This is a genomic window from Rhodovulum sulfidophilum DSM 1374, from assembly GCF_001633165.1.
Taxonomy (GTDB): domain Bacteria; phylum Pseudomonadota; class Alphaproteobacteria; order Rhodobacterales; family Rhodobacteraceae; genus Rhodovulum; species Rhodovulum sulfidophilum.
This window is the reverse complement of record NZ_CP015418.1, coordinates 848,069-867,073: the sequence shown is the minus strand read 5'-3', so window position 1 is coordinate 867,073 and position 19,005 is coordinate 848,069. Positions and strand designations below refer to the sequence as shown.

16 protein-coding genes and 1 tRNA gene are annotated in these 19,005 nt (G+C 67.9%); 7 read left to right on the top strand and 10 right to left on the bottom strand.

The genetic code is table 11. The annotated features are described in order from the left end of the window. Positions 1 to 15: 15 nt before the first annotated feature. Both mtaB and dapF read right to left on the bottom strand, forming a co-directional pair. The gene (gene mtaB / locus A6W98_RS04270) at positions 16 to 1,284 is read right to left on the bottom strand and encodes a tRNA (N(6)-L-threonylcarbamoyladenosine(37)-C(2))-methylthiotransferase MtaB (RefSeq protein ID WP_042458315.1); all 1,269 of its coding nucleotides are present in this window, start codon (positions 1,282 to 1,284) and stop codon (positions 16 to 18) included. Next, entirely contained in the window at positions 1,284 to 2,123 is an 840-nt protein-coding gene (gene dapF / locus A6W98_RS04265) for a diaminopimelate epimerase (protein ID WP_042458313.1), read from the bottom strand. The genes mtaB and dapF overlap by 1 nt, the downstream gene beginning before the upstream one ends. 109 nt (positions 2,124 to 2,232) lie before the next feature. On the opposite strand from dapF, the gene A6W98_RS04260 reads away from it, so the two are divergent. From A6W98_RS04260 to A6W98_RS04250, 3 genes are all read left to right on the top strand, one after another. Further along, positions 2,233 to 2,308, top strand: a tRNA-Lys gene (locus A6W98_RS04260). 486 nt (positions 2,309 to 2,794) lie between these two features. Then, positions 2,795 to 3,178, top strand: coding sequence for an HNH endonuclease family protein (locus A6W98_RS04255; RefSeq protein ID WP_168161809.1), 384 nt, complete (start codon positions 2,795 to 2,797; stop codon positions 3,176 to 3,178). 865 nt (positions 3,179 to 4,043) lie between these two features. Continuing rightward, the gene (locus A6W98_RS04250) at positions 4,044 to 4,820 is read left to right on the top strand and encodes an aminoglycoside nucleotidyltransferase ANT9 (protein WP_042458310.1); all 777 of its coding nucleotides are present in this window, start codon (positions 4,044 to 4,046) and stop codon (positions 4,818 to 4,820) included. A 189-nt stretch (positions 4,821 to 5,009) separates the two neighbouring features. Here the strand turns inward: A6W98_RS04250 and A6W98_RS04245 are convergent, their stop codons facing one another. Both A6W98_RS04245 and A6W98_RS04240 read right to left on the bottom strand, forming a co-directional pair. Next, positions 5,010 to 6,002, bottom strand: a complete 993-nt coding sequence (locus A6W98_RS04245) for an alpha/beta hydrolase family protein (protein WP_081251760.1) — start codon at positions 6,000 to 6,002, stop codon at positions 5,010 to 5,012. Positions 6,003 to 6,258: 256 nt separating this feature from the next. Then, positions 6,259 to 7,179 carry a LysR family transcriptional regulator gene (locus tag A6W98_RS04240; protein ID WP_052677917.1) on the bottom strand — a complete coding sequence of 307 codons (921 nt, stop codon included), beginning with the start codon at positions 7,177 to 7,179 and terminating at the stop codon, positions 6,259 to 6,261. 179 nt (positions 7,180 to 7,358) lie between these two features. On the opposite strand from A6W98_RS04240, the gene A6W98_RS04235 reads away from it, so the two are divergent. The 4 genes from A6W98_RS04235 to A6W98_RS04220 all read left to right on the top strand — a co-directional run bounded on the left by A6W98_RS04235 (position 7,359) and on the right by A6W98_RS04220 (position 11,400). Then, complete coding sequence (locus tag A6W98_RS04235) at positions 7,359 to 8,405, top strand: glutamate cyclase domain-containing protein (protein ID WP_042458306.1); 1,047 nt, start codon at positions 7,359 to 7,361, stop codon at positions 8,403 to 8,405. Between the two features lie 73 nt (positions 8,406 to 8,478). After that, a complete protein-coding gene (locus A6W98_RS04230; RefSeq protein WP_042458303.1) occupies positions 8,479 to 9,561 on the top strand; it encodes a TRAP transporter substrate-binding protein in 1,083 nt (360 codons plus the stop codon). A 5-nt stretch (positions 9,562 to 9,566) separates the two neighbouring features. Further along, the gene (locus A6W98_RS04225; protein ID WP_052677916.1) at positions 9,567 to 10,118 is read left to right on the top strand and encodes a TRAP transporter small permease subunit; all 552 of its coding nucleotides are present in this window, start codon (positions 9,567 to 9,569) and stop codon (positions 10,116 to 10,118) included. A 1-nt stretch (position 10,119) separates the two neighbouring features. Continuing rightward, positions 10,120 to 11,400: a TRAP transporter large permease gene (locus A6W98_RS04220; RefSeq protein ID WP_042458300.1), complete on the top strand. Its 1,281-nt coding sequence runs from the start codon at positions 10,120 to 10,122 to the stop codon at positions 11,398 to 11,400. A 264-nt stretch (positions 11,401 to 11,664) separates the two neighbouring features. Here the strand turns inward: A6W98_RS04220 and A6W98_RS04215 are convergent, their stop codons facing one another. The 6 genes from A6W98_RS04215 to A6W98_RS04190 form a co-directional block, all read right to left on the bottom strand. Continuing rightward, positions 11,665 to 12,699, bottom strand: a complete 1,035-nt coding sequence (locus tag A6W98_RS04215) for a YeiH family protein (protein WP_052677915.1) — start codon at positions 12,697 to 12,699, stop codon at positions 11,665 to 11,667. Positions 12,700 to 12,731: 32 nt separating this feature from the next. Further along, positions 12,732 to 14,714, bottom strand: a complete 1,983-nt coding sequence (locus A6W98_RS04210; RefSeq protein WP_042458298.1) for a tripartite tricarboxylate transporter permease — start codon at positions 14,712 to 14,714, stop codon at positions 12,732 to 12,734. A 114-nt stretch (positions 14,715 to 14,828) separates the two neighbouring features. After that, a complete protein-coding gene (locus A6W98_RS04205) occupies positions 14,829 to 15,788 on the bottom strand; it encodes a tripartite tricarboxylate transporter substrate binding protein (RefSeq protein ID WP_042458295.1) in 960 nt (319 codons plus the stop codon). Positions 15,789 to 15,905: 117 nt separating this feature from the next. Then, a complete protein-coding gene (locus A6W98_RS04200; protein WP_042458293.1) occupies positions 15,906 to 16,904 on the bottom strand; it encodes an Ldh family oxidoreductase in 999 nt (332 codons plus the stop codon). After that, a complete protein-coding gene (locus A6W98_RS04195; protein ID WP_042458290.1) occupies positions 16,891 to 17,823 on the bottom strand; it encodes a hydroxyacid dehydrogenase in 933 nt (310 codons plus the stop codon). The genes A6W98_RS04200 and A6W98_RS04195 overlap by 14 nt, the downstream gene beginning before the upstream one ends. Continuing rightward, positions 17,823 to 19,004: a UxaA family hydrolase gene (locus A6W98_RS04190; protein ID WP_042458287.1), complete on the bottom strand. Its 1,182-nt coding sequence runs from the start codon at positions 19,002 to 19,004 to the stop codon at positions 17,823 to 17,825. The genes A6W98_RS04195 and A6W98_RS04190 overlap by 1 nt, the downstream gene beginning before the upstream one ends. Position 19,005 lies beyond the last annotated feature (1 nt).

The following is a 19,005-nucleotide window of genomic DNA, read 5'->3' as shown; positions in this document are numbered from 1 at the left end:
CGTCGCGAAAAGGCTCTAATCCGCCCGAAGACGCGTGTCGCTCCGCCCGGAGATCGTGGCGGTCACGATCTGCCCTTCAGGCTGATCCGATCCGAAATCGACCTCGGTGAACTGCTCGGTCCGGCCCATGCGCGGGCTTTCCATCAGGATGCGGTGGCTGCGACCGGCCTGAGCCGCCAGATGTCGCGCGACCTGCGCCTCGCCCGCGGCCCGCAGCCGCGCCGCCCGGTCGCGGATCGCGCCGCCCTCGACCTGGGGCATCCGCGCCGCGGGCGTGCCCGGGCGGGGCGAATAGGGAAACACATGCAGCCAGGTCAGGTCGCATTGCTCGACCAGCCTCAGCGAATTGGCGAACATCTCTTCGGTCTCGGTCGGAAAGCCCGCGATGATGTCGGCGCCGAAGGTCATGTCGGGACGCAGACGCCGCGCCTCTTCGCAGAACCGGATTGCATCGGCACGCGAATGCCGCCGCTTCATCCGCTTGAGGATCATGTCATCGCCCGCCTGCAGCGACAGGTGCAGATGCGGCATCAGCCGTTCTTCCCCGGCGATGGCGCGCATCAGGGCGTCGTCGGCCTCGATGGAATCGATCGAGGAAATCCTGAGCCGCGGCAGCTCGGGCACCAGCCTGAGGATGCGCGTCACCAGATCGCCCAGCCGCGGCGCGCCCGGCAGATCGGCGCCCCAGCTGGTCAGGTCGACCCCGGTCAGCACCACCTCGTTATAGCCCGCGCCGACCAGCCGCCGGATCTGCTCGATCAGCACCCCCGCCGGGACAGAGCGCGAATTGCCCCGCCCGAAGGGGATGATGCAGAAGGTACAGCGGTGATCGCAGCCGTTCTGGACCTGCACGAAGGCACGGCTGCGGGTGCCGAAACCGTCGATCAGGTGGCCCGCGGTCTCGCGCACCGACATGATGTCGTCGACCATGACCTTTTCGGTCTCGCCGATGAAATCGGGGCCCTTCGCGATCCCGGCCCAGGTCTCGGGCCGCATCTTCTCGGCATTGCCGATCACCAGATCGACCTCGTCCATCCCGGCAAAGCGGTCGGGCTCGGTCTGGGCGGCGCAGCCGGTGACGACGATCCGCGCCTCGGGGTTCTCGCGCCTGAGCCGCCGGATCTCCTGCCGCGCCTTGCGCACCGCCTCGGAGGTGACGGCGCAGGTGTTCACGATCAGCGCGTTTTCCAGCCCCGCCTCGGCGACAAGCTCCTTCATCGCCTCGGTCTCATAGGCGTTGAGCCGGCAGCCAAGCGTGGTGAAGCGGGGCGCGGCGCCGTCCATCAGCCGACCTCCGCCAGGAAGGCCGCGGTGAAGACCCCGTCGAAGACATGGGCGGTCGGCCCGGTCATCCAGACCCCGTCCTCGCGCCAGTCGATCCGGAGCTCGCCGCCATCAAGCAGGATGGTCACCGAGCGCCCGGTCAGCCCGCGCCGCGCCGCCGCCACCGCGACCGCGCAGGAGGACGAGCCCGAGGCCAGCGTGAGGCCGGTGCCGCGTTCCCAGACCCGCATCCGGACCCGGTCCGGACCGGCCAGATGCGCGACCTGTACATTGGTGCGTTCGGGAAACAGCGGATGGTGTTCGTGTTCGGGACCGAAGGCCTCCAGATCGACCGCCTCGGCATCGGCGACGAAGAAGGTGCAATGCGGGTTGCCCATCCCGGTCGCCACCGGCTCGCCCGCGATCGGCAACCGGTCGAGATCGACATCATCGGCCAGCGGCACGCCGCGCCAGTCGAGAATCGGCGGCCCCATATTGACCGAGGTCAGCCCGTCGCCCGCGTCGCGCGCCGAAAGCCGCCCGCGTTCGGTGACAAGCGTCAGCTCGCGCCGACCGGTCTGATCGATCAGATGGCGCGCGATGCAGCGGGTCGCATTGCCGCAGGTCGCCGAAAGCGAGCCGTCGGCATTGTAGAAGACCAGACGCGCATCGGCGCCCTCCGCGGGCTCGATCACCGCCAGCTGGTCGAAGCCGACGCCCCGGTGCCGGTCGGCGATGGCCGCGACGAGGCCCGCGGACAGGGGCATTCCGCCCTGCCGCCGGTCGATCACGACGAAGTCGTTGCCCAGCCCGTGCATCTTCATGAAGGGCAGGCGTTCGGTGTCATCCATCCGTGCCATGCGGCGGTGCTATACACCCGCCCCGGGAGGCTTTCCAGCGTCCTGCGAAAAATCGTCGATTTTCCCCTTGACCGCCCTCGCGGGTTTTTCTAGGTAGCAGGCCTCAAGTGGGCCGTTAGCTCAGTTGGTAGAGCAACTGACTTTTAATCAGTGGGTCGCAGGTTCGAACCCTGCACGGCTCACCACTTAAGACAAAGAAGTGAAGCGACTTTTCGCATGTTCGAAAAGTGGAACGCCCGAGCATCAGAGCACGTCCGATTCAGACGCTTGCGGTGCGGGCTGTTTCGGGGGACTTTACCCCGTCGCACCCCCGCGCGCCTTCCGCTCGCGCTCTTCCAGCACCTCGCGCCACATCTCATAGGTCATGCGCGCGCCCTTCGGCAGCGCGGGGGCCAGGCCAGATAGGTGGCGGGCTTCCCGGTTTCCGGGTCGATCAGCTGGGCGACCTTTGCGGGGATCGAGGCCTCCTGCGGGGCGCTGGCCGCCCAGATCCGGGTCAGGTGCCGCGGCAAGCGCGTTTACGACCCGCGTGACGGGCAGGTCAGGCGCCGCAGGGCGTTGCACCGGCCGCGCCCTACACCCGCGCGGCCTTCGGCTCGGGCTGGACCGATCCCGACGGCGACTGCCTCGACACCCGGGCCGAGCTGCTGGCGGCTCTCTCCACCGTGCCGGTGACGCTGGCACCCTCGGGCTGCTCGGTGCGCCACGGCCGCTGGCTCGCGCCTTATATTGGGCAGGTGGTCACCGAGGCGGGCGATCTCGACATCGATCACATCGTGCCGCTGCGCTATGCGTGGGGCCACGGTGCCGCCAGCTGGCCCGCCGCGAAGCGCGCCCGCTTCGCCCGCGATCCGGTCAACCTGCTGCCCGTCAGCGCCTCGGCGAACCGCTCGAAAGGCGCGCGCGGGCCGCTCGACTGGTTGCCGCCGGATCCGGGCTTCCGCTGTCAGTATGTGCTGCGGTTCCGGCGGATCGCCGCGAGCTACGGGCTGGTGCAGTCCGCCGCCGAGGAGCGGGAGTTGGTGGCGCTGACCGGGCGGCTGTGTGGGACATAGGGCGGTTTGCCGCCGGTGAGGTTGCGGCATCGCACTCGCGGCAATCGGCGATAGCTGCCGTTCGCCAGTCGCTGTTTCAACGTCGGCGATGCTCCAGCAGTCGCGTCCGTAGCGCTATCCCCAACGTGCGCAGAAGCTGCAGATTACCCCAACCCTGAAGCGTCGACAAAACTCGGATTCGCCTAGTGCTGAAATTGTGCGCAGCCCCCGCCTTTTCAGCAGCGGGGGCATTTATCTTGGCGAACTGGACGCGTAGGGAAGCCCATTTGCCGTGGGTCGGCTGGACGTATTGAGATTGATGACGTTTCGGTTTCAGCGCCAACCTTCCCGCTGGGGGGCTGCCGCTCTTGGTGCCGTGACCGTCATCCCCCGACGGCGTCGATGTGCCGGGGCGGGATCGCAACCCTCCATATCGGGGCCGCCACCCGTCGCAAGATGCTGCGGAGGTCAGATATGCTTGGCTAGGGTGCCACCTCGCCCGGTGGCGATGGAGACCGTTCCCCCGCCCGTGCCAATCGCCCGCACAGGCATTGGGCTGAACAGCGCGTTGCAGGTGCTTCTGACGGTGGCGCCACGTCGCGCGGCCTAAAAACCGAGGCCAGCTCCGCGGCGTTATGCGGTGCACGTCCGGTCCCGGTCTCTTCGGACAAAACCTTGCGGCACAGGCTGACCCGGAGCCGTATCCGCGCCACGAAAAATGCACCCCATATGCGGGCAGGCCGCAAGACCGCCCTCTTGACCCTGCCCATGCATCGAATGCTGACGTTCTGAACCAGGGCCCGCATTCCTCCGCCGAGCTGTCGAGCTTCGCCATGCGGGAGGCCGCCGCCTTCCGATGATGAGTTCCGCTCGTTAGAAAGGCCTCATGCAGACGGCACCTCATCAGAATGAACAGATAGGGTCGACTTTGGGTATCCTGTGCCGCCGTCTCGGCGATGCGCTGCTCGCTGTCTATCTGCATGGGTCGGCCGTGTCGGGCGGGCTGCGGCCCCAAAGCGACATCGATCTGTTGGCAGTGGTCGGGTCCGGGCTGACCGAAAGCCAGCGCAATGGCCTGTTGACGGACCTGCTGTGCCTTTCCGGACGGCACCCTGCCGTGCCCGGCGGTCCCCGCTGCCTTGAGGTGATGGTGTTTTGCCGGTCCGACCTCGCCCGAGGGGACTACCCGGCGCGGGCTGAATTCGTCTATGGAGAATGGCTGCGCGAGGCTTTCGAGGCCGGTGAAAGCCCGGTGCCTGAACGTGATCCCGAATATTCACTGGTCCTCGCACAGGCCCGGCAGGAGGCCATTGCCCTGTGCGGTCCACCGGGCAATGAGCTTCTGCCAGAGGTTCCGCCAAAGCATGTCCGCCAGGCCATGCGCGATGCACTTCCGGAGTTGCTGGATGGATTGCATGGGGACGCGCGGAATGTCCTGCTGACGCTTGCGCGGATGTGGCACACGGCCCGCACCGGGAAATTCGTCACCAAGGATACCGCCGCCACCTGGGCGATTGCGCGGCTCTCGGGCCCGGATGCGATGACACTGGATCATGCGCGAGGGGCGTATCTCGGTGAACTCGCGGATGATTGGCAAAGCCGGGCGGGTGCTGCCCGGCAGGTGGCAGGGCGCATGGCCGAATATGTCCGCCGCTCGCTGTGATCCGCATGGGCGCCGAGCCCGCTTTCGCCGCATTCTGTGCCAGTATTCTCATTGTCAGGCGGCTTGCACGAGGTCTACCGATCGCGGCCCGGCTTGCGCCGAGCAGAAAGCGGTGCGTCAGGGTCTGGTAGAGGTTCGGTCCTGCCCTGCATCGGCGGAGGGTTGGGCTCCCGCGTCGGGAATGCGAGCTCAGAGGGTCTCATTCAGGAAGGCGATCACATCGTTTTCGAGTGAGCGGTGGATCGCTGTCCTGTCGATGCCGGGCGGATCGTTGCAGACCATGGCGGCCTTTCCGGCGATGTCTTTCGGGCAGGGATCGACGAAGGTGAAATGGGTCCCGGGCAGGACGATCTCTTGCGGGGCGCGCGGCAGGTCCTGGGCAAGCGCGACCGCATTGGCTGCCGAGCGCATGTAGACATCCTCCTGCGGTCGGAACAGAAGCACCGGGATCCCGACATCGGCAAGTCCGGTGGCATCGAACATGACCGCGAGCGGATCGAGCAGCACCAATGCCTTGAGACGAGGCTCGAACGGGGCCGACCAGGTGGCAAGTTTCTCCGACATGCCGATAAACTTGGCCTCTCCGCAGGATCCGGTGTCGTCGCGTCCCTCTTTGGCGCAATAGGCCGCCGCATGGGCGAAGTCGGGCTTTGCCCCGGCCAGGATGAGGCCTGTATAGCCGCCCGCGGAATAGCCGATCATGCCGATGCGCGCGGGATCGGCGTGAGGGGCCAGGCGCACATCCCGCAACGCCGCGTCAAGCGCCGCAATCGCCTGGGCGGGGCGGTTTTTCAGGATCCGGTCCTGGCTGGCGCCGGGTGGCTGGCCTGCGGCGTCGCCCTTATGGGCCGGCGCGATCACGATGAAGCCCGCCCGGGCAAGCTGCGCCGCCAACTCGCGGTGGCTCAGAGGCCCGCCATTGTGGCCATGAGACAGCAAGACCACCGGAAACCGCCCCTCTGCCACGGGAGCCTCCAGCGTGGCGTCGATCTCGAAAGGGCCTGCCTGCCAGGAAATCTCGGGAAGATCCGCCGGATACCAGATGACGGCGTTGGCCTGTCCGCTGGCCGTCGTGAAAGCGCTCCGCGCAACGCCTGCATGGTAAGGGGCCGCCAGTGCGGGACCCCAGGGACCGATGATCGCCAGCAGGGCGAAGGCGGCAAGGCGGAGGGCACGGAACATGGCGTCAATCCTGCAAGCTGTCGGCAGGATGCCATGCCACTCGGCCGTGGACGACGCCAGCCATTTCAACGTCAGAGCCCTCCGGTCAATGACAGCACGGGACGAGCTGCGGCTGCGCGGCCTGATCTGCGAGGGCGGCGGGATCGCGGATTGCCGTGTCCTTTTCCATCGCCTGCAGAAAGGTCTCTTGCGGAAGGGCGTCGGTCCGGGCGGACAGCCTCCATCCCGACGGGGGCGTCCGGGCGGAGCGGTGGGTCTATGTCCGGAAAAGCTGCTCGACCTCGGCGATCTGATCCCTGACGACGTCGAAGAATACCCGCGAGAAGATTTCGGCGCCCGGGCTGCGGGCATGGGCAGGAAAGATCGCGGAGAACCGGAACTCGATGGCCGGAACGAAGGGTTTCACGGCGATCTTCTCGGGATCTATCGCCATGACCGAGAAGATGTCGGCGACGGAAATACCCAGCCCGGCCGAGACATAGCTTGGAACGGTGTTCGAATAGAGGGTCTGGACGGTGCGGCCGGGCTGGACGCCCGCGGCTTCCATCGAGGCCTCGATCTGCATCCGCAGCAGGCTGCTGATGCCCAGCGAGATGAAGGGCTGCCCGGCCAGATCCGCGACCGAGACGCTGTCCTGACGGGCCAGCGGATGGTCGCGCGGCAGCAGGCAGATCGCCGAGGAAACCGGCATCTCGACATGGTCGATATCGGCACGCTCGGGCGGCACGCGGCAGAGGCCGACCGAAAACTCGTCATGTTGCAGGGCATCGAGAATATGGACGGAATTGTCGGAATGGATGAAGAAATCGGTCTCGGGCTGGCGGGTGCGAAAGCGGCGGATGGCCTCGGGCAGGGCGCCCGATGACAGCGTCGACATGGCGGCGATCCGCAACCGGCCATCCTGCTTCTCGCGCATCTGCCGGGCATTGTCGCGGATACGCTCCATCGACTCGAAGTATTTCTCGACCTCTCGGAACAGCGCGACGGCCTCGGCGGTCGGCCGGACGCTCGACCATTTCCGGACGAAAAGCACCAAGCCCAGCTCGGCCTCGAGATCGCGCACCAGCCGGGTCACGGCGGGTTGGCTGACATGCAGGATGCGACCCGCCGCGGTCATGCTGCCGCTGATCATCACGGCGCGAAAAGCCAGCATCTGGCGGTGGTTGAGCGATCGCACCAGCGTCTCCTTCCGGCTTCTCCCGCAGCCGCGAGGCCCCGGGCAGGCAAACATGGCCGGACATTTCCCGCAAGGGCATAACTTTTCCTGATGGCATATTCCAAAATTCGATTCGCCAGACCGCGCGCTGTCTCACTACCATCGCCGACAGACCATGCGTTCGAGGAAGGAATAGCTACGTGCCCGATATCATTGGTGAATATGTCGACCGGTTGGTGACTGTCGAAATGCGCAACCGCGGCATGAACCACAATATCATCGCCCCGATCTATGACGAGGCGCGGCGCGAGGGCGGCGGACGCCCGATCACGGCGCGCGCCGCCGAGGCGCTGGTCGAACATGTCGGCGAGGGCGATGTCGTGCTGATCGTGACCGGCGCGGGCTACCTGCCCGAAGTGCCCCATGGCGAAAGCGACGGCCCGCCCGGCGCGGTGTCGCTGGCCCGGGCTCTGTATTGGGGGCTGAAGGCGGTCCCGGTCTATGTGTCGGAAGTCTGCCATGCGCCGCCGATCAAGGCCTCCTCCGAGGCGGCGGGGCTGATGGTGCGCGACTACGACCTGGCCAAGGGCCGCCGCATGGGCGCGGCCCAGGTCACCGCGCCCGAGGATCAGGCCGCGGTCGATGACTGGGCGCGCGATCTGCTGGAGCGGATGCAGCCCAAGGCGATCATCGCGATCGAGCGCCTGGGGCCGAACGAGACCGGCATCGTGCATTACTCGACCGGCGTCGCGCCCAAGAACTGCGTCAATGTCGCGCCGCTCTTCGATCAGGCCGCCGCCAAGGGCGTGCTGAGCGTCGGCGTCGGCGACAATGGCAACGAGATCGGCTTCGGACGGATCCATTCCTTCATGCAGGATTTCCACCCCTATGGGCGCGAGACCCAGACCGACAAGCCGGGCGGTGCCATCACGGTGACGGCAACCGACATCTTCCTGCCCGCCTCGATCTCGAACTGGGGCGCCTATGGCATCGCCGCGATGCTGGGCTTCCTGTTGAAGGACAGGGAACTGGTGCAGGACCCCGAAACCGAACAGCGCATGATCCGCGCCTGCCTCGACGCGGGCGGCTGGGAGATGCGCTATTGCACCTCGCGCTTTATCGTCGATGGCGCCGAGGGCGAAAGCTCGATGGCCATCGTCCAGCTGCTGCGCGACATGGTGCGGCTGAACATTGCCCCCCCCGACCGTGGGTTGTCCCACGGCAAGATGAAAGAAGCGGCAGGATAAGCCGACATCTGCCGGCCTTGCCCTTCCCCCCGGGGCAAGGCCGTTCCCTTTCCGACAGAGAGAGATCAGACACATGACCACGCTTTCCAGACTCTTCGGCGCCGCGGCGCTTGCCGGGCTTGCGCCGCTGGCCGTGCAGGCCGGCGATCTGCCCGCCACCGAGCTTTCCGTGATCGGCTCGCCCGTCAACTCGCCCAACTGGACCAATGTGCTGCAGCCGTTCTGGACCGAGACCGTGCCGGCCGACAGCGACGGCCGCGTCACCGCCGAGGCCGTGAGCATGACCGATCTGGGCGTGAAGGGGCCCGAGCTGATGCGGCTGGCGGGCGCGGGCATCGCCGATATCATCGCCGGCAGCACCACGCTGATCTCGGGCGAGCTGCCCGAAAACGACTCGATCGATCTGGCCGGGCTGGCGCAGGATATCGACACGCTGCAACAGGTGATCGACGCCTACCGCCCGGTGCTGGAAGAGCGCTATCGAGACCGGCTCGGCGTGGTGCCGCTGGGCTTCTGGCCGACCGGCGCCCAGGTTCTGTGGTGCGCGGCCCAGGTCGAGGATCTGGACGATCTGGCCGGCAAGAAGGTCCGCGTCTTCTCGACCACGACCGCCTCGCTGACCGCCGCGCTGGACGCGACGCCCGTGACCATGGCCTTCAACGAGGTCGTGCCCGCCCTGCAGCGCGGCGTGATCGACTGCGCCTTCACCGGCGCCAATTCCGGCAACAATGCCAAATGGACCGATGTCACCACCCATCTCGTCGATCTGACCGTGGGCTGGGGCGTCAATTTCATCGTCGCCAATTCCCGCACCTGGGACGGGCTCGACCCGGCGGTGCAGGCCTTCCTGCGCGACGAGATCCGCGACCGGCTGGAGCCCGCGGGCTGGGAGATGGCCCGGGTCGCGACCCGGCAGGGCATCTGGTGTTCGGTCGGCGACGACCGCTGCGAACCCGAGGCGACCGCGCCGCGCAACCTGACGAAGACCGATCTGACCCTGGTCGAGCTGAGCGACGAGGACAATGAGCGCCTGCGCCGGATCGTGGCCGAGCAGGTGATGCCGGAATTCACCCGGGCCTGCGGCGCCGATTGCGTGGCGCGCTGGAACGAGACGGTCGGCCAGGTCGTCGATATCCAGCTCGATCCGGCGGGGTAAGCGGCTTGGACGCCCCGCTGATTTCCCGCAAGCTGGCGCGGCTTGCCCGTTTCGCGGCCATCGGCAGCGGTCTGCTGCTGCTGGCATCGGCGGGGCTGATGACCGCTGAAATCCTGATGCGGAGGCTGTTTCATCACAGCCTCGTCGGCGTCGACGAGCTGGCAGGCTATGCCTTTGCCGTCGCCATGGCCTGGGGCTTTGCCCAGGCGCTGTTCATGCGCGCCCATATCCGCGTCGATCTGGTCTATCTGCGCCTGCCCTCCCGGCTGCAGCGATGTCTGGACGTGCTGGCGCTGGCGGCCTTCGCCGGCATCATCGGCATTGTCGTGACCCATGCCTGGGGCACCCTGGCCGAGTCGCTCCGGCTGGGCGCGCGCGCCAGCACGCCGCTTGCAACGCCCCTGTGGATGCCGCAGGCGGCCTGGCTTGCGGGGCTGATCTTCTTCCTGATCTGCCTGATCGCGCTGCTGTTCGACCTGGTGCGGGCGCTTGCGCGCGGCGATTGGGACCTGGCGGCCGATCTGGGCGCCTCCGAGTCCGCCTCGCGGAGAATATGACATGGGCATTGCGCTGATACTCTTGTTCCTGTTGATCGCGCTGGGCCTGCCGATTGCCGCGGTGCTTGGCTGGCTGGCGGTGCTGCTGGACTGGCTGCTGACGCCGTTTCCCCTGCAACGGGCCTTCGGCGAAATCGCCTGGTCTCACAGTATCGAATTCACCCTGATCGCGATCCCGATGTTCATCATGATGGGCGAGATATTGCTGCGCTCGGGGATCGCGGACCGGATGTATGCCGGCGTTTCGGCCTGGCTCGGCTGGCTGCCCGGCGGGCTGATGCATGCCAATATCGGGGCCAGCGCGCTGTTCGCCGCGACCTCCGGGTCGAGCGTCGCGACCGCGGCCACGATCGGCACCACCGCGATGCCGCAGGTCGACCGACATGGCTACAGCGAGCGGCTGTTTCTGGGCAGCCTCGCCGCGGGCGGCACGCTCGGCATCCTGATCCCGCCCTCGATCAACATGATCATCTACGGCTTTTTGACCGACACCTCGGTGCCGCGGCTGTTCATGGCGGGGCTGGTCCCCGGCATCGTGCTGGCCGCGATCTTCTCGATGACGATCCTGGTGCTCTGCATTCTCCGGCCCTCTCTCGATGGCGACCGCAGGCCGCCCACGGCGCGGGCACTGCTGCACAGCCTCTCGGATCTTGCCCCGCCGATCGGGCTGTTCGGGCTGGTGATCGGGTCGATCTATGCGGGCTGGGCGACGCCGACCGAGGCCGCTTCGGTCGGGGTTGTCGCCGCGCTGGGGCTGACCGCGCTCTATCGGCGGCTGAGCTGGCCGATGATGGTCGAGGTCTTCCTCGGCACGGTCCGGACCTCGTCGATGATGATCCTGATCACGCTGCTGGCCTTTCTGCTGAATTTCGTCATCGGCGCGACCGGCATGGCCGGTACGGTCAACGACCTTGTCCGGGGGCTGAACTGGAGCCCGCTGGCCACGATGCTGGTGATCCTCTCGGTCTATCTGGTGCTGGGCATGTTCATGGACACCCTGGCAATGATCGTGCTGACGATCCCGATCGTCACGCCGATCGTGGTCGGCCTTGGCTATGATCCGATCTGGTTCGGGGTGATGATGGTGCTGATCGCCGAGACCTCGGTACTGACGCCGCCCATCGGCATGCTCTGCTATGTCGTGCATGGCGTGCGCGGCCGGGGCGAGCTGACCGACGTGTTCATCGGCGTGACCCCGTTCATCCTCGCGCTGATGGCGATGATCGCGCTGATGCTTGCAACGCCCCAGCTCGCGCTCTGGCTGCCCAACCTGCTTTTCTAGCGACAGGAGGGCAGGGTCGCGCTGCGGGGGGCGGGCGCCCCCGCAGCCGGCAGGCGGGGACGTGACGATCCGGACGGATGTTGCAGCGCCGCCGCCACCTCCCCGGTCCGCGGCGGCACAAGCGGCGCCGCGGCTTTGGCCGATGACGGTTCCGGGCCCCGGACATTCTTCCGGCCGATGCGACCGGACCTCGCCTCGGACCTCGTCCCGGGCGAAGGTCCTGCCGCGCCTCCAGGCTTCATGGGGTGCCGCGCGGCCCGCCCGTCACAGCAGCACCATCACCCCGGCCAGCACCACCCCCGCGATGAACAGCGTCTCGAGGAAGATCAGCACCACCGATTGCGGCGGGACCGAGAGGATGCGCTTGAGGTCGGTCTTCATGCCTACGGCGGCAATCGCGGTCAGCATGGCCCATTTCGACAGCGCCCAGAGCAGCGCCTGAGCGGGCACCGGGATCCAGCCCAGCGAGTTGATCAGGGCGAGGATCAGGAAGGCGATGACGAAGCCCGGCAGGATCGGCGGACGTTTCGCCCCCGACTGGTCCTGCGCTCCCGCGCCGCGCAGCGCCAGGGTCAGGATCAGCACGAAGGGCGCCAGCATCGAGACCCGGATCAGCTTGAGCGTCGTGGCAGTCTCGCCGACCGCGTCGGACACCGAGAAGCCCGCGCCCACCACCTGCGCCACATCGTGGATGGTCCCCCCGAGGAAGACGCCCGATTGCAGGTCGCTGAGCCCCAGAAGCGTCGCGATCACCGGGTAAAGCACCATCGCCACGGTCGACAGAAGCGTGACCCCGAAGACGGTAAAGCTGAGATTGCGTTCCGACAGCTCGTTCTTGGGCAGCACGGCGGCGATGGCCATGGCGGCCGAGGCGCCGCAGATCGAGACCGCGCCCGCCGTCAGGATCGCCAGCCGCCAGCCCCGTCCCAGCATCCGGGCGGCAAGCCAGCCGAAGCCCATGGTCGCGGCCAGCGCGCCGATGACAAGGCCGACCACCGGCAGGCCGAGCTCGGTGAAAAGCTCGAAGCTGATCCGCGCGCCCAGAAGCGCCACGCCGATCCGCAGCACGGTCCGGGCCGCGAGCCCGATCCCGGCGGCGCAGCGGTCGCCATCCTCGACCAGGAAATGCAGCGACAGCCCCAGCAGCAGCGCCATCAGCATGGCCGGGGCGCCGTAATGGTCGGACAGGAACTGCGCGGCCAGCGCGGCCAGGCCGCAGACCAGAAGGCCGGGCCAGAGCGCATCGGCGCGGCCGAGGATGCTCCGGAGGCGGGGCATCGTGGCGGGGTGATCGGTCATGGGACGGGTCAATCCTTTCTGGTCTGTCGCGGTCAGAAGATCAGGCCGCCGGGCAGCGGCACCGACAGCGCCTCGCGAAAGCCGATGGTGAAGACGGTGATCACGGCGGCGACGCTGAGCGCCAGAAGGCCCCAGCCCCTGAGGCTGCGGTTGTTGTGCTCCGAACTCAGCATCAGCCCCAGCGCCATCGCGATCCCGGCCGTGGCAAAGCCCAGCACCGGCGCCAGCGCGATGCCCGCCGCCATCGACAGCACGACACCCGCGCGGCGCCCGGTCGAGCCGTAGCTGCGGTCCTCGACCACGCGGCGGGTCAGCAGCGTTTCCAGCGCCGCGAGGCCGCAGAGCACCAGCATCCCGGTGGCGATGGTGCGGGGGAAGACGGCGGCCTCGGGGTTGAGGCCCGCGCATTGCCAGAGCGCGACGCCCGCGATGGCGGCCATGACGCCGATGCCAGCCAGATCGCGCAGAATCGCGGCCGGGTCGGCCGGTTCGCGCTTGTCCGAGGGGGCAGGCAGTGCGGTGCCGCGCCGGCGCAGCGCCCGGGTCAGGGCCGGCAGGAACGGGTAGACAAAGCTCAGCAGCGTCAGCGCGATGATGACCAGCGACAGCGGCCGCCCGAAGAACTGACCCCAGACATTGCCCATGGCATCGCCGATGGTCCAGCTCTGCACGAAGCCCTCTTCGGCGATGCGCCCGAGGATCAGGCCCAGCACGATGGGCGAGACCGAGAAGCCGCGCCGGTTGGCGACCCAGCCCACCACGCCAAGCGCCAGCATGATGCCGACATCCGACAGGCTGTTGCGGATCGCGAAGCTGCCGATGATGGTCATGAAGGCCACGACCGGCACCAGCCCCGCCTTCGGCGCCCGCACGATGGACCGATAGGCGAAGCGGCCGATCAACAGCCCGACCGGCAGCATCAGCAATGTCGCGAGGAACAGCCCGAAGATGAAGGTGTAGACGATGCTCGATCCGTCGGCGAAAAGCGTGGGCCCGGTCCGGACGCCCTGCACCAGCAGCGCGCCGAGGATCACCGCATCGGGCGGCGTGCCCGGAATGCCCAGCACCAGCGTCGGGATGAAGCCGCCGCCCACGGTAGCGTTGTTCGCGCTTTCGGTGGCGACGATGCCGCCGGGATTGCCCTGGCCATAGGCGGGCGCGCGGCGGTCGGTGCGGCGGGCCTCGGAATAGGCCACCAGCCCCGCGATCGAGCCGCCCGCGCCGGGCAGGGCGCCGACAAGGGTGCCGATGACCGAGCTGCGGATGACATTGAGCTTGTGCCGCATCAGGGTCGAGAACGCCTCGGGCAGGCGGAAGCCGCGGGTGCCGCCGGTATCTTCCTTGAGATGGCGTCCCGAGGTCGCGGCCAGCTCGATCAGGACCGGCACGCAGTAAAGCCCGATCAGCGCCGAGACCGTCTCGATCCCGCCCAGAAGCGTGTTTGACCCGAAGGTGAAGCGGACCTCGGCCGAGGTTTCGGAAATGCCGACCATGGCGATCAGGATGCCGAAGGCGGCGCCGATCAGCCCTTTCAGGAAGTCGCGGGTGCTGAGCGCCGCGATCAGCGACAGGCCGAAGATCGCCAGCCAGAAATACTCGACCGGGCCGAAGGCAAGTGCTGCCTCGGCCAGGGGCGGGGCCAGCAGCAAGAGAGCGCACGCGCCGACGATGCCGCCGACCAGAGAGGACAGGCAGGCGATGGTCACCGCCAGGTCGCCGTCGCCGCGCTTGGCCATCGGGTAGCCGTCGAAGGTGGTGCCGATGGCCGAGGGCGTGCCGGGGGTGTTCAGCAGAATGGCGGCATAGGCCCCGCCATAGATCGCGCCCGTGTAGATCGCGCCCAGCAGGATCAGCGCGCTTTCGGGCGGCATGCCGAAGGTCAGCGGCACCAGCACGGCGACGGCCATGGTCGCGGTCAGGCCCGGAACCGAGCCGATGATGGTGCCCGCCGCGACGCCCGCGAGCGCCAGCAGAAGGTTGAGCGGCGTCAGGGCCGCAAGGAAGAAGTCCAGCATGATCGGGTTCCGTGAGCCGAGGGAATGAGGGCCCGGACGGGGCCCGCGCAATCAAGGGCAGAGAGGGGCGGACCGCCCGGGACCCGGGACGCCCGCCTCCGCCCTGCCGGACGATCAGTCGATCACGCCAGCGGCTCTGGCGGCGGGGATGTATTCCTCGGCGCGCGCCTTCATCCAGGCATCCATCTCGGGGCCGTAGGGCACGTCGATCAGGGCGAAGCCGCCATCGATCATCTTCTGACGGAACTCGGGGTCGGCATTGATCGCGGCGATGGCGTCGGAGACCGCCTGCCGGGTTTCTTCGGGCGTGTCCTTCGGCACGGCGACGCCGCGATAGGCGCCCGAGACGATGTCATAGCCAAGCTCGCGGAAGGTCGGCACATCGGGGAAGGCGGGGTGACGCTCTTCCATGGCGACGGCCAGCATCCGGACCTTGTCGCCCTGGCCGCCGCCGACGGTGGTATAGCCCCATTCGGCGCTGACCTGCCCGCCCAGCATGGCGGTGACGGCCGCGCCGGTGCCCTTGAACGAGACATAGGTCGTCTCGATCCCGGCCAACTCGTCGAAGCGGACCGAGACCAGGTGGTTCGCGGTGCCCTTGCCCGAGCCCGAGAAGGTGATCTTCCGGGGGCTTTCCTTCGCCGCCGCTATCAGGTCGTCGAGGCTTTGATAGGGGCTGTCGGCGCGCACCACGATGGCATCGGGCGTGTAGTGGAAGATGTAGGCATTGACGATGTCGTCGGTCTCGAAGCCGACATTGCCCTGCAGCGGCTTGATGATGGTATGGGGCAGGTTCACCCCCATGATGACCGAGCCGTCCGCCGCCATGCCGTTGAGCTGAGACCAGCCCACCGCGCCGCCGCCGCCGGGCTTGTAGGACACGATCATCTGTTCGCCGTAGAGCTTCTCGAAATAGGGCTGTTGCAGCCGGGCGGTGATGTCGGATTCGCCCCCCGGCCCGAACGGGATGATGTATTCTACCTGGCCCGGCGGGAAGTCCCCGGCGCTGGCGGGGGCTGCGAACAGCGCGGCCGCGATGGCGCCCGCGGCGGCGTAAAGCGTGAACTTGGTCATGTCGTTCTCCTCCCAAAGAAACTCCGCACCCGGCAGGCGGGACGCGGTCGATATGGCCGGCCGGGGTTCTGGCCCCCCGTGCTCTGTTGGTCTTGGATGTCGGGGGAAGGCCTGCCCTCAGGAGGGCAGGGTCGAAAGCTCCTCCATCAGATGGCCCGGGACGCGGACGCGCCCGGCGCTGTCGGAACGGCCCCTGAGCCGCCTTTCCCCCGGCAGCCGCGTGCCCTCCTGCGCCAGCATCGCGTCCAGAAGCCCCTCGAGCCGTTCGCCGAAGCCCGGCGCCCGCGCGACGTCGAAGGCGAGGATGGTCTGGCCGACGCCGGGCGGCGCGCCCTCGGCCTCGAAGAACGAGCTGGCCTCGTCCGAGCGGTTGGCCCCGGTCAGGGTCGCGGCCAGGATCTCGACCACCAGCGCCAGCGCGGCGCCCTTGGCATCGCCCGCGGGCACCATCGTGCCCCCCAGCGCGGCCTCGGGATCGGTCGTCGGCCGCCCCTCGGCATCGAGCGCCCAGCCCTCGGGGATCGGCTGGCCGGATTTCGAGGCCGCCATCACCTTGCCGCGCGCCACCTTCGACAGCGACAGGTCGATCACCAGCGGCGGCTCGTCGGCGCGCGGAGCGGCGAATGCGATGGGATTGGTGCCGAACAGCGCCGAGCCGCCGCCCCAGGGCGCCATCGCCTTGGGCGTATTGGCGACCATCAGCGCGGCGAACCCGGCCTCGGCCAGCCGTTCGACATGGGCGCCGAGCTGGCCGCAATGATGCGAGCGGCGGATCGCGGCCATGGCGATGCCGTGTTCGGGCGCCATCTCGGTCAGTTCGGATATGGCGAGGTCGATGGCCGGATAGGCAAAGCCGTTCCGCGCGTCGATATCGACCCGGGCGCCGCTCCGCAGGGCAACTGGGCAGGCCGCCCCGGTGACCTTGCCCGACCCGGCCTGCGCCGCATAGGAGGCGACGCGGGAAAAGCCGTGCCCGGCCTGGCCGTCGATCTCGGCGGCGACAAGCGCGCGGGCCACGCTTTGCGCATTGCGGGCCGAGGTGCCGCGGGCCTCGAGGATGCGGGCGATCAGCGCCTCGGCCTCGGTGCGGGTCATTTCTGCGTCAGGCCGGGGCATCGGCAAGCGCCTCCTTCACGTTCCGGACGGTGACGGTGCTGACCCGCACATTGCCCTCATCGGTGACGCCCGCGATATGCGGGGTCAGGATCAGGTTCGGCACCCCCTCGAAGATCTTTCCGGCCTCGGCGGTCAGGGGCTCGGTCGCGAAGACGTCGAGCGCGGCGCCGCCAAGCCGGCCTTGGGTCAGCGCCCGCGCCAGAGCCGGCTCGTCGATCACGCCGCCGCGGGCGGTGTTGATGACAATGGCGCCCGGCTTCATCGCCGAGATCGCCTCGGGTCCGATCAGGTTGCGGGTGCCCTCGCTCAGCGGGACATGCAGGGACAGAATGTCGGCCCGGGCCAGAAGCTCGGGCAGGGTGCAGTTCTCGACCCCCTGCCAGACCGGGTCGGCTGCATCGAGGAAGGGATCATGGGCCGCGATCCGCATTCCCAGCGCGCGGGCGCGCTCGGCCACCGCGCGGGCGATGCCGCCATAGCCCACCAGCCCCATCACCCGGCCCGAGGCCTCGCCGCCGATCAGCGCGTTGCGCGGCCACTCGCCCGCGATCATCGCCGCCTTCGAGCCATAGGCGCCGCGCAAGAGCGACAGCGCGGTCGAGATGACATATTCGGCAACCGACAGGGTATTGGCGCCGGTCGCCGGGCAGACTTTGACGCCCCGGGCCTTGCAGGAAGCGAGGTCGATATTGTCGAGCCCGACGCCAAGCCGGCCGACGACGCGCAGATCGGGCGCCGCCTCCAGCAGGGCGGCATCGACCTGCGTCCGGTTGCGCACGATCAGGCCATGGGTGCCGGGAAGCGCCGCGATGAGCGCCCCCCGGTCATCCACAAGGCCCGGGTCATGGACCACCTCGACCTCCTCGCCGAACCCGGCAAGCGCCTCGGTATCCATGAACTCGGAGACGACGACGCGCATCAGGCCGACCGGTACAGCTTGGTCAGCGAGAATTCGCGATGCCCCAGCGCCTCGGCCGCGGTGTTGCGGCCATTGGCGGTGCGAAGGATCATCTCGATCAGGGCGTCGCCGGCCTGGTCTATGGTCTGCTCGCGGGTAAGCACGCCGGTCACGTCGACATCGATATGCTCGGACATGGTGCGCAGGGTGCGCGGGTTGCCCGAGATCTTGATCACCGGCACGATCGGGTTGCCTATGACATTGCCCTGGCCGGTCGGGAAGGTGTGGATCACATAGCCCGCCGCCGCCATCAGCGTGACGCATTCCGCCGCTGCCGATGAGGTGTCCATGAAGTAGAGTCCCGGCCCTTTCTCGGGCGCGACCGCGGGGCCCATGGCGTCGATATAGGTCGAGCTCCGGCCGATCTTCTCGAGATTGCCAAGCGCCTTTTCCTCGATCGTGGTCAGCCCGCCGAGAATGTTGCCCTTGGTCGGCTGGCTGTCCGACAGGTCCGAGGTCTTGTGGGCCTCGATCACCTCGTCCTGATAGGCATCGAAGATCTTGCGGAAGGCGGCGCCGGCTTCGGGGGTCGCGGCGCGCTTTTCGCAGATATGCTCGGCCCCGGTGATCTCGGAGGTCTCGCCGAAGCAGCCATAGATCCCTTCGGGCAGCAGCTTGTCATACATGTTGCCGACGGTCGGGCAGGAGGACAGGCCGGTGGTGGTGTCGCTTTCGCCGCATTTGGTCGAGATCCAGAGATCCGAGACCGGGCAGGCCTCCTTCTGCAGCTCGGTCGCCCATTGCACGTATTCCTTGGCCTTCCAGCTGGCCGCGCGGATGGTCTCGAAATCGCCCTTCTGCTCGATCGAGAAGCCGGTGACCGGCTTGCCGGTCTTGGCGATGCCGTCGACGATGACCTGGGTCCATTCCGGCTCGATGCCGATCACCACCACGGCGGCGACGTTCGGGTTGGCGCCGGTGCCGATGATGGTGCGGAAATGCAGGTCGAGATCTTCGCCGAATTGCAGCCGGCCATAGGCATGCGGGATCGCCATCGTGCCCTTGACGTTATTGGCGACGGCCTCGCAGGCGGCGTTGGAGATGTCGTCCACCGGCAGGATCAGGACGTGGTTGCGCACGCCCACGCGGCCGTTCTCGCGGCGCCAGGCGTTGACGGTCATGGACTTGAAATCAAAGGGCATG

Coding starts and splice junctions, on each gene's coding strand:
- A6W98_RS04250 (WP_042458310.1), top strand. CDS start 4,044: ATGCAGACGGCACCTCATCAGAATGAACAGATAGGGTCGACTTTGGGT.
- A6W98_RS04245 (WP_081251760.1), bottom strand. CDS start 6,002: ATGTTCCGTGCCCTCCGCCTTGCCGCCTTCGCCCTGCTGGCGATCATC.
- A6W98_RS04200 (WP_042458293.1), bottom strand. CDS start 16,904: ATGCCCCGGCCTGACGCAGAAATGACCCGCACCGAGGCCGAGGCGCTG.
- A6W98_RS04210 (WP_042458298.1), bottom strand. CDS start 14,714: ATGCTGGACTTCTTCCTTGCGGCCCTGACGCCGCTCAACCTTCTGCTG.
- A6W98_RS04230 (WP_042458303.1), top strand. CDS start 8,479: ATGACCACGCTTTCCAGACTCTTCGGCGCCGCGGCGCTTGCCGGGCTT.
- A6W98_RS04195 (WP_042458290.1), bottom strand. CDS start 17,823: ATGCGCGTCGTCGTCTCCGAGTTCATGGATACCGAGGCGCTTGCCGGG.
- A6W98_RS04215 (WP_052677915.1), bottom strand. CDS start 12,699: ATGACCGATCACCCCGCCACGATGCCCCGCCTCCGGAGCATCCTCGGC.
- A6W98_RS04190 (WP_042458287.1), bottom strand. CDS start 19,004: ATGCCCTTTGATTTCAAGTCCATGACCGTCAACGCCTGGCGCCGCGAG.
- A6W98_RS04220 (WP_042458300.1), top strand. CDS start 10,120: ATGGGCATTGCGCTGATACTCTTGTTCCTGTTGATCGCGCTGGGCCTG.
- dapF (WP_042458313.1), bottom strand. CDS start 2,123: ATGGCACGGATGGATGACACCGAACGCCTGCCCTTCATGAAGATGCAC.
- A6W98_RS04205 (WP_042458295.1), bottom strand. CDS start 15,788: ATGACCAAGTTCACGCTTTACGCCGCCGCGGGCGCCATCGCGGCCGCG.
- mtaB (WP_042458315.1), bottom strand. CDS start 1,284: ATGGACGGCGCCGCGCCCCGCTTCACCACGCTTGGCTGCCGGCTCAAC.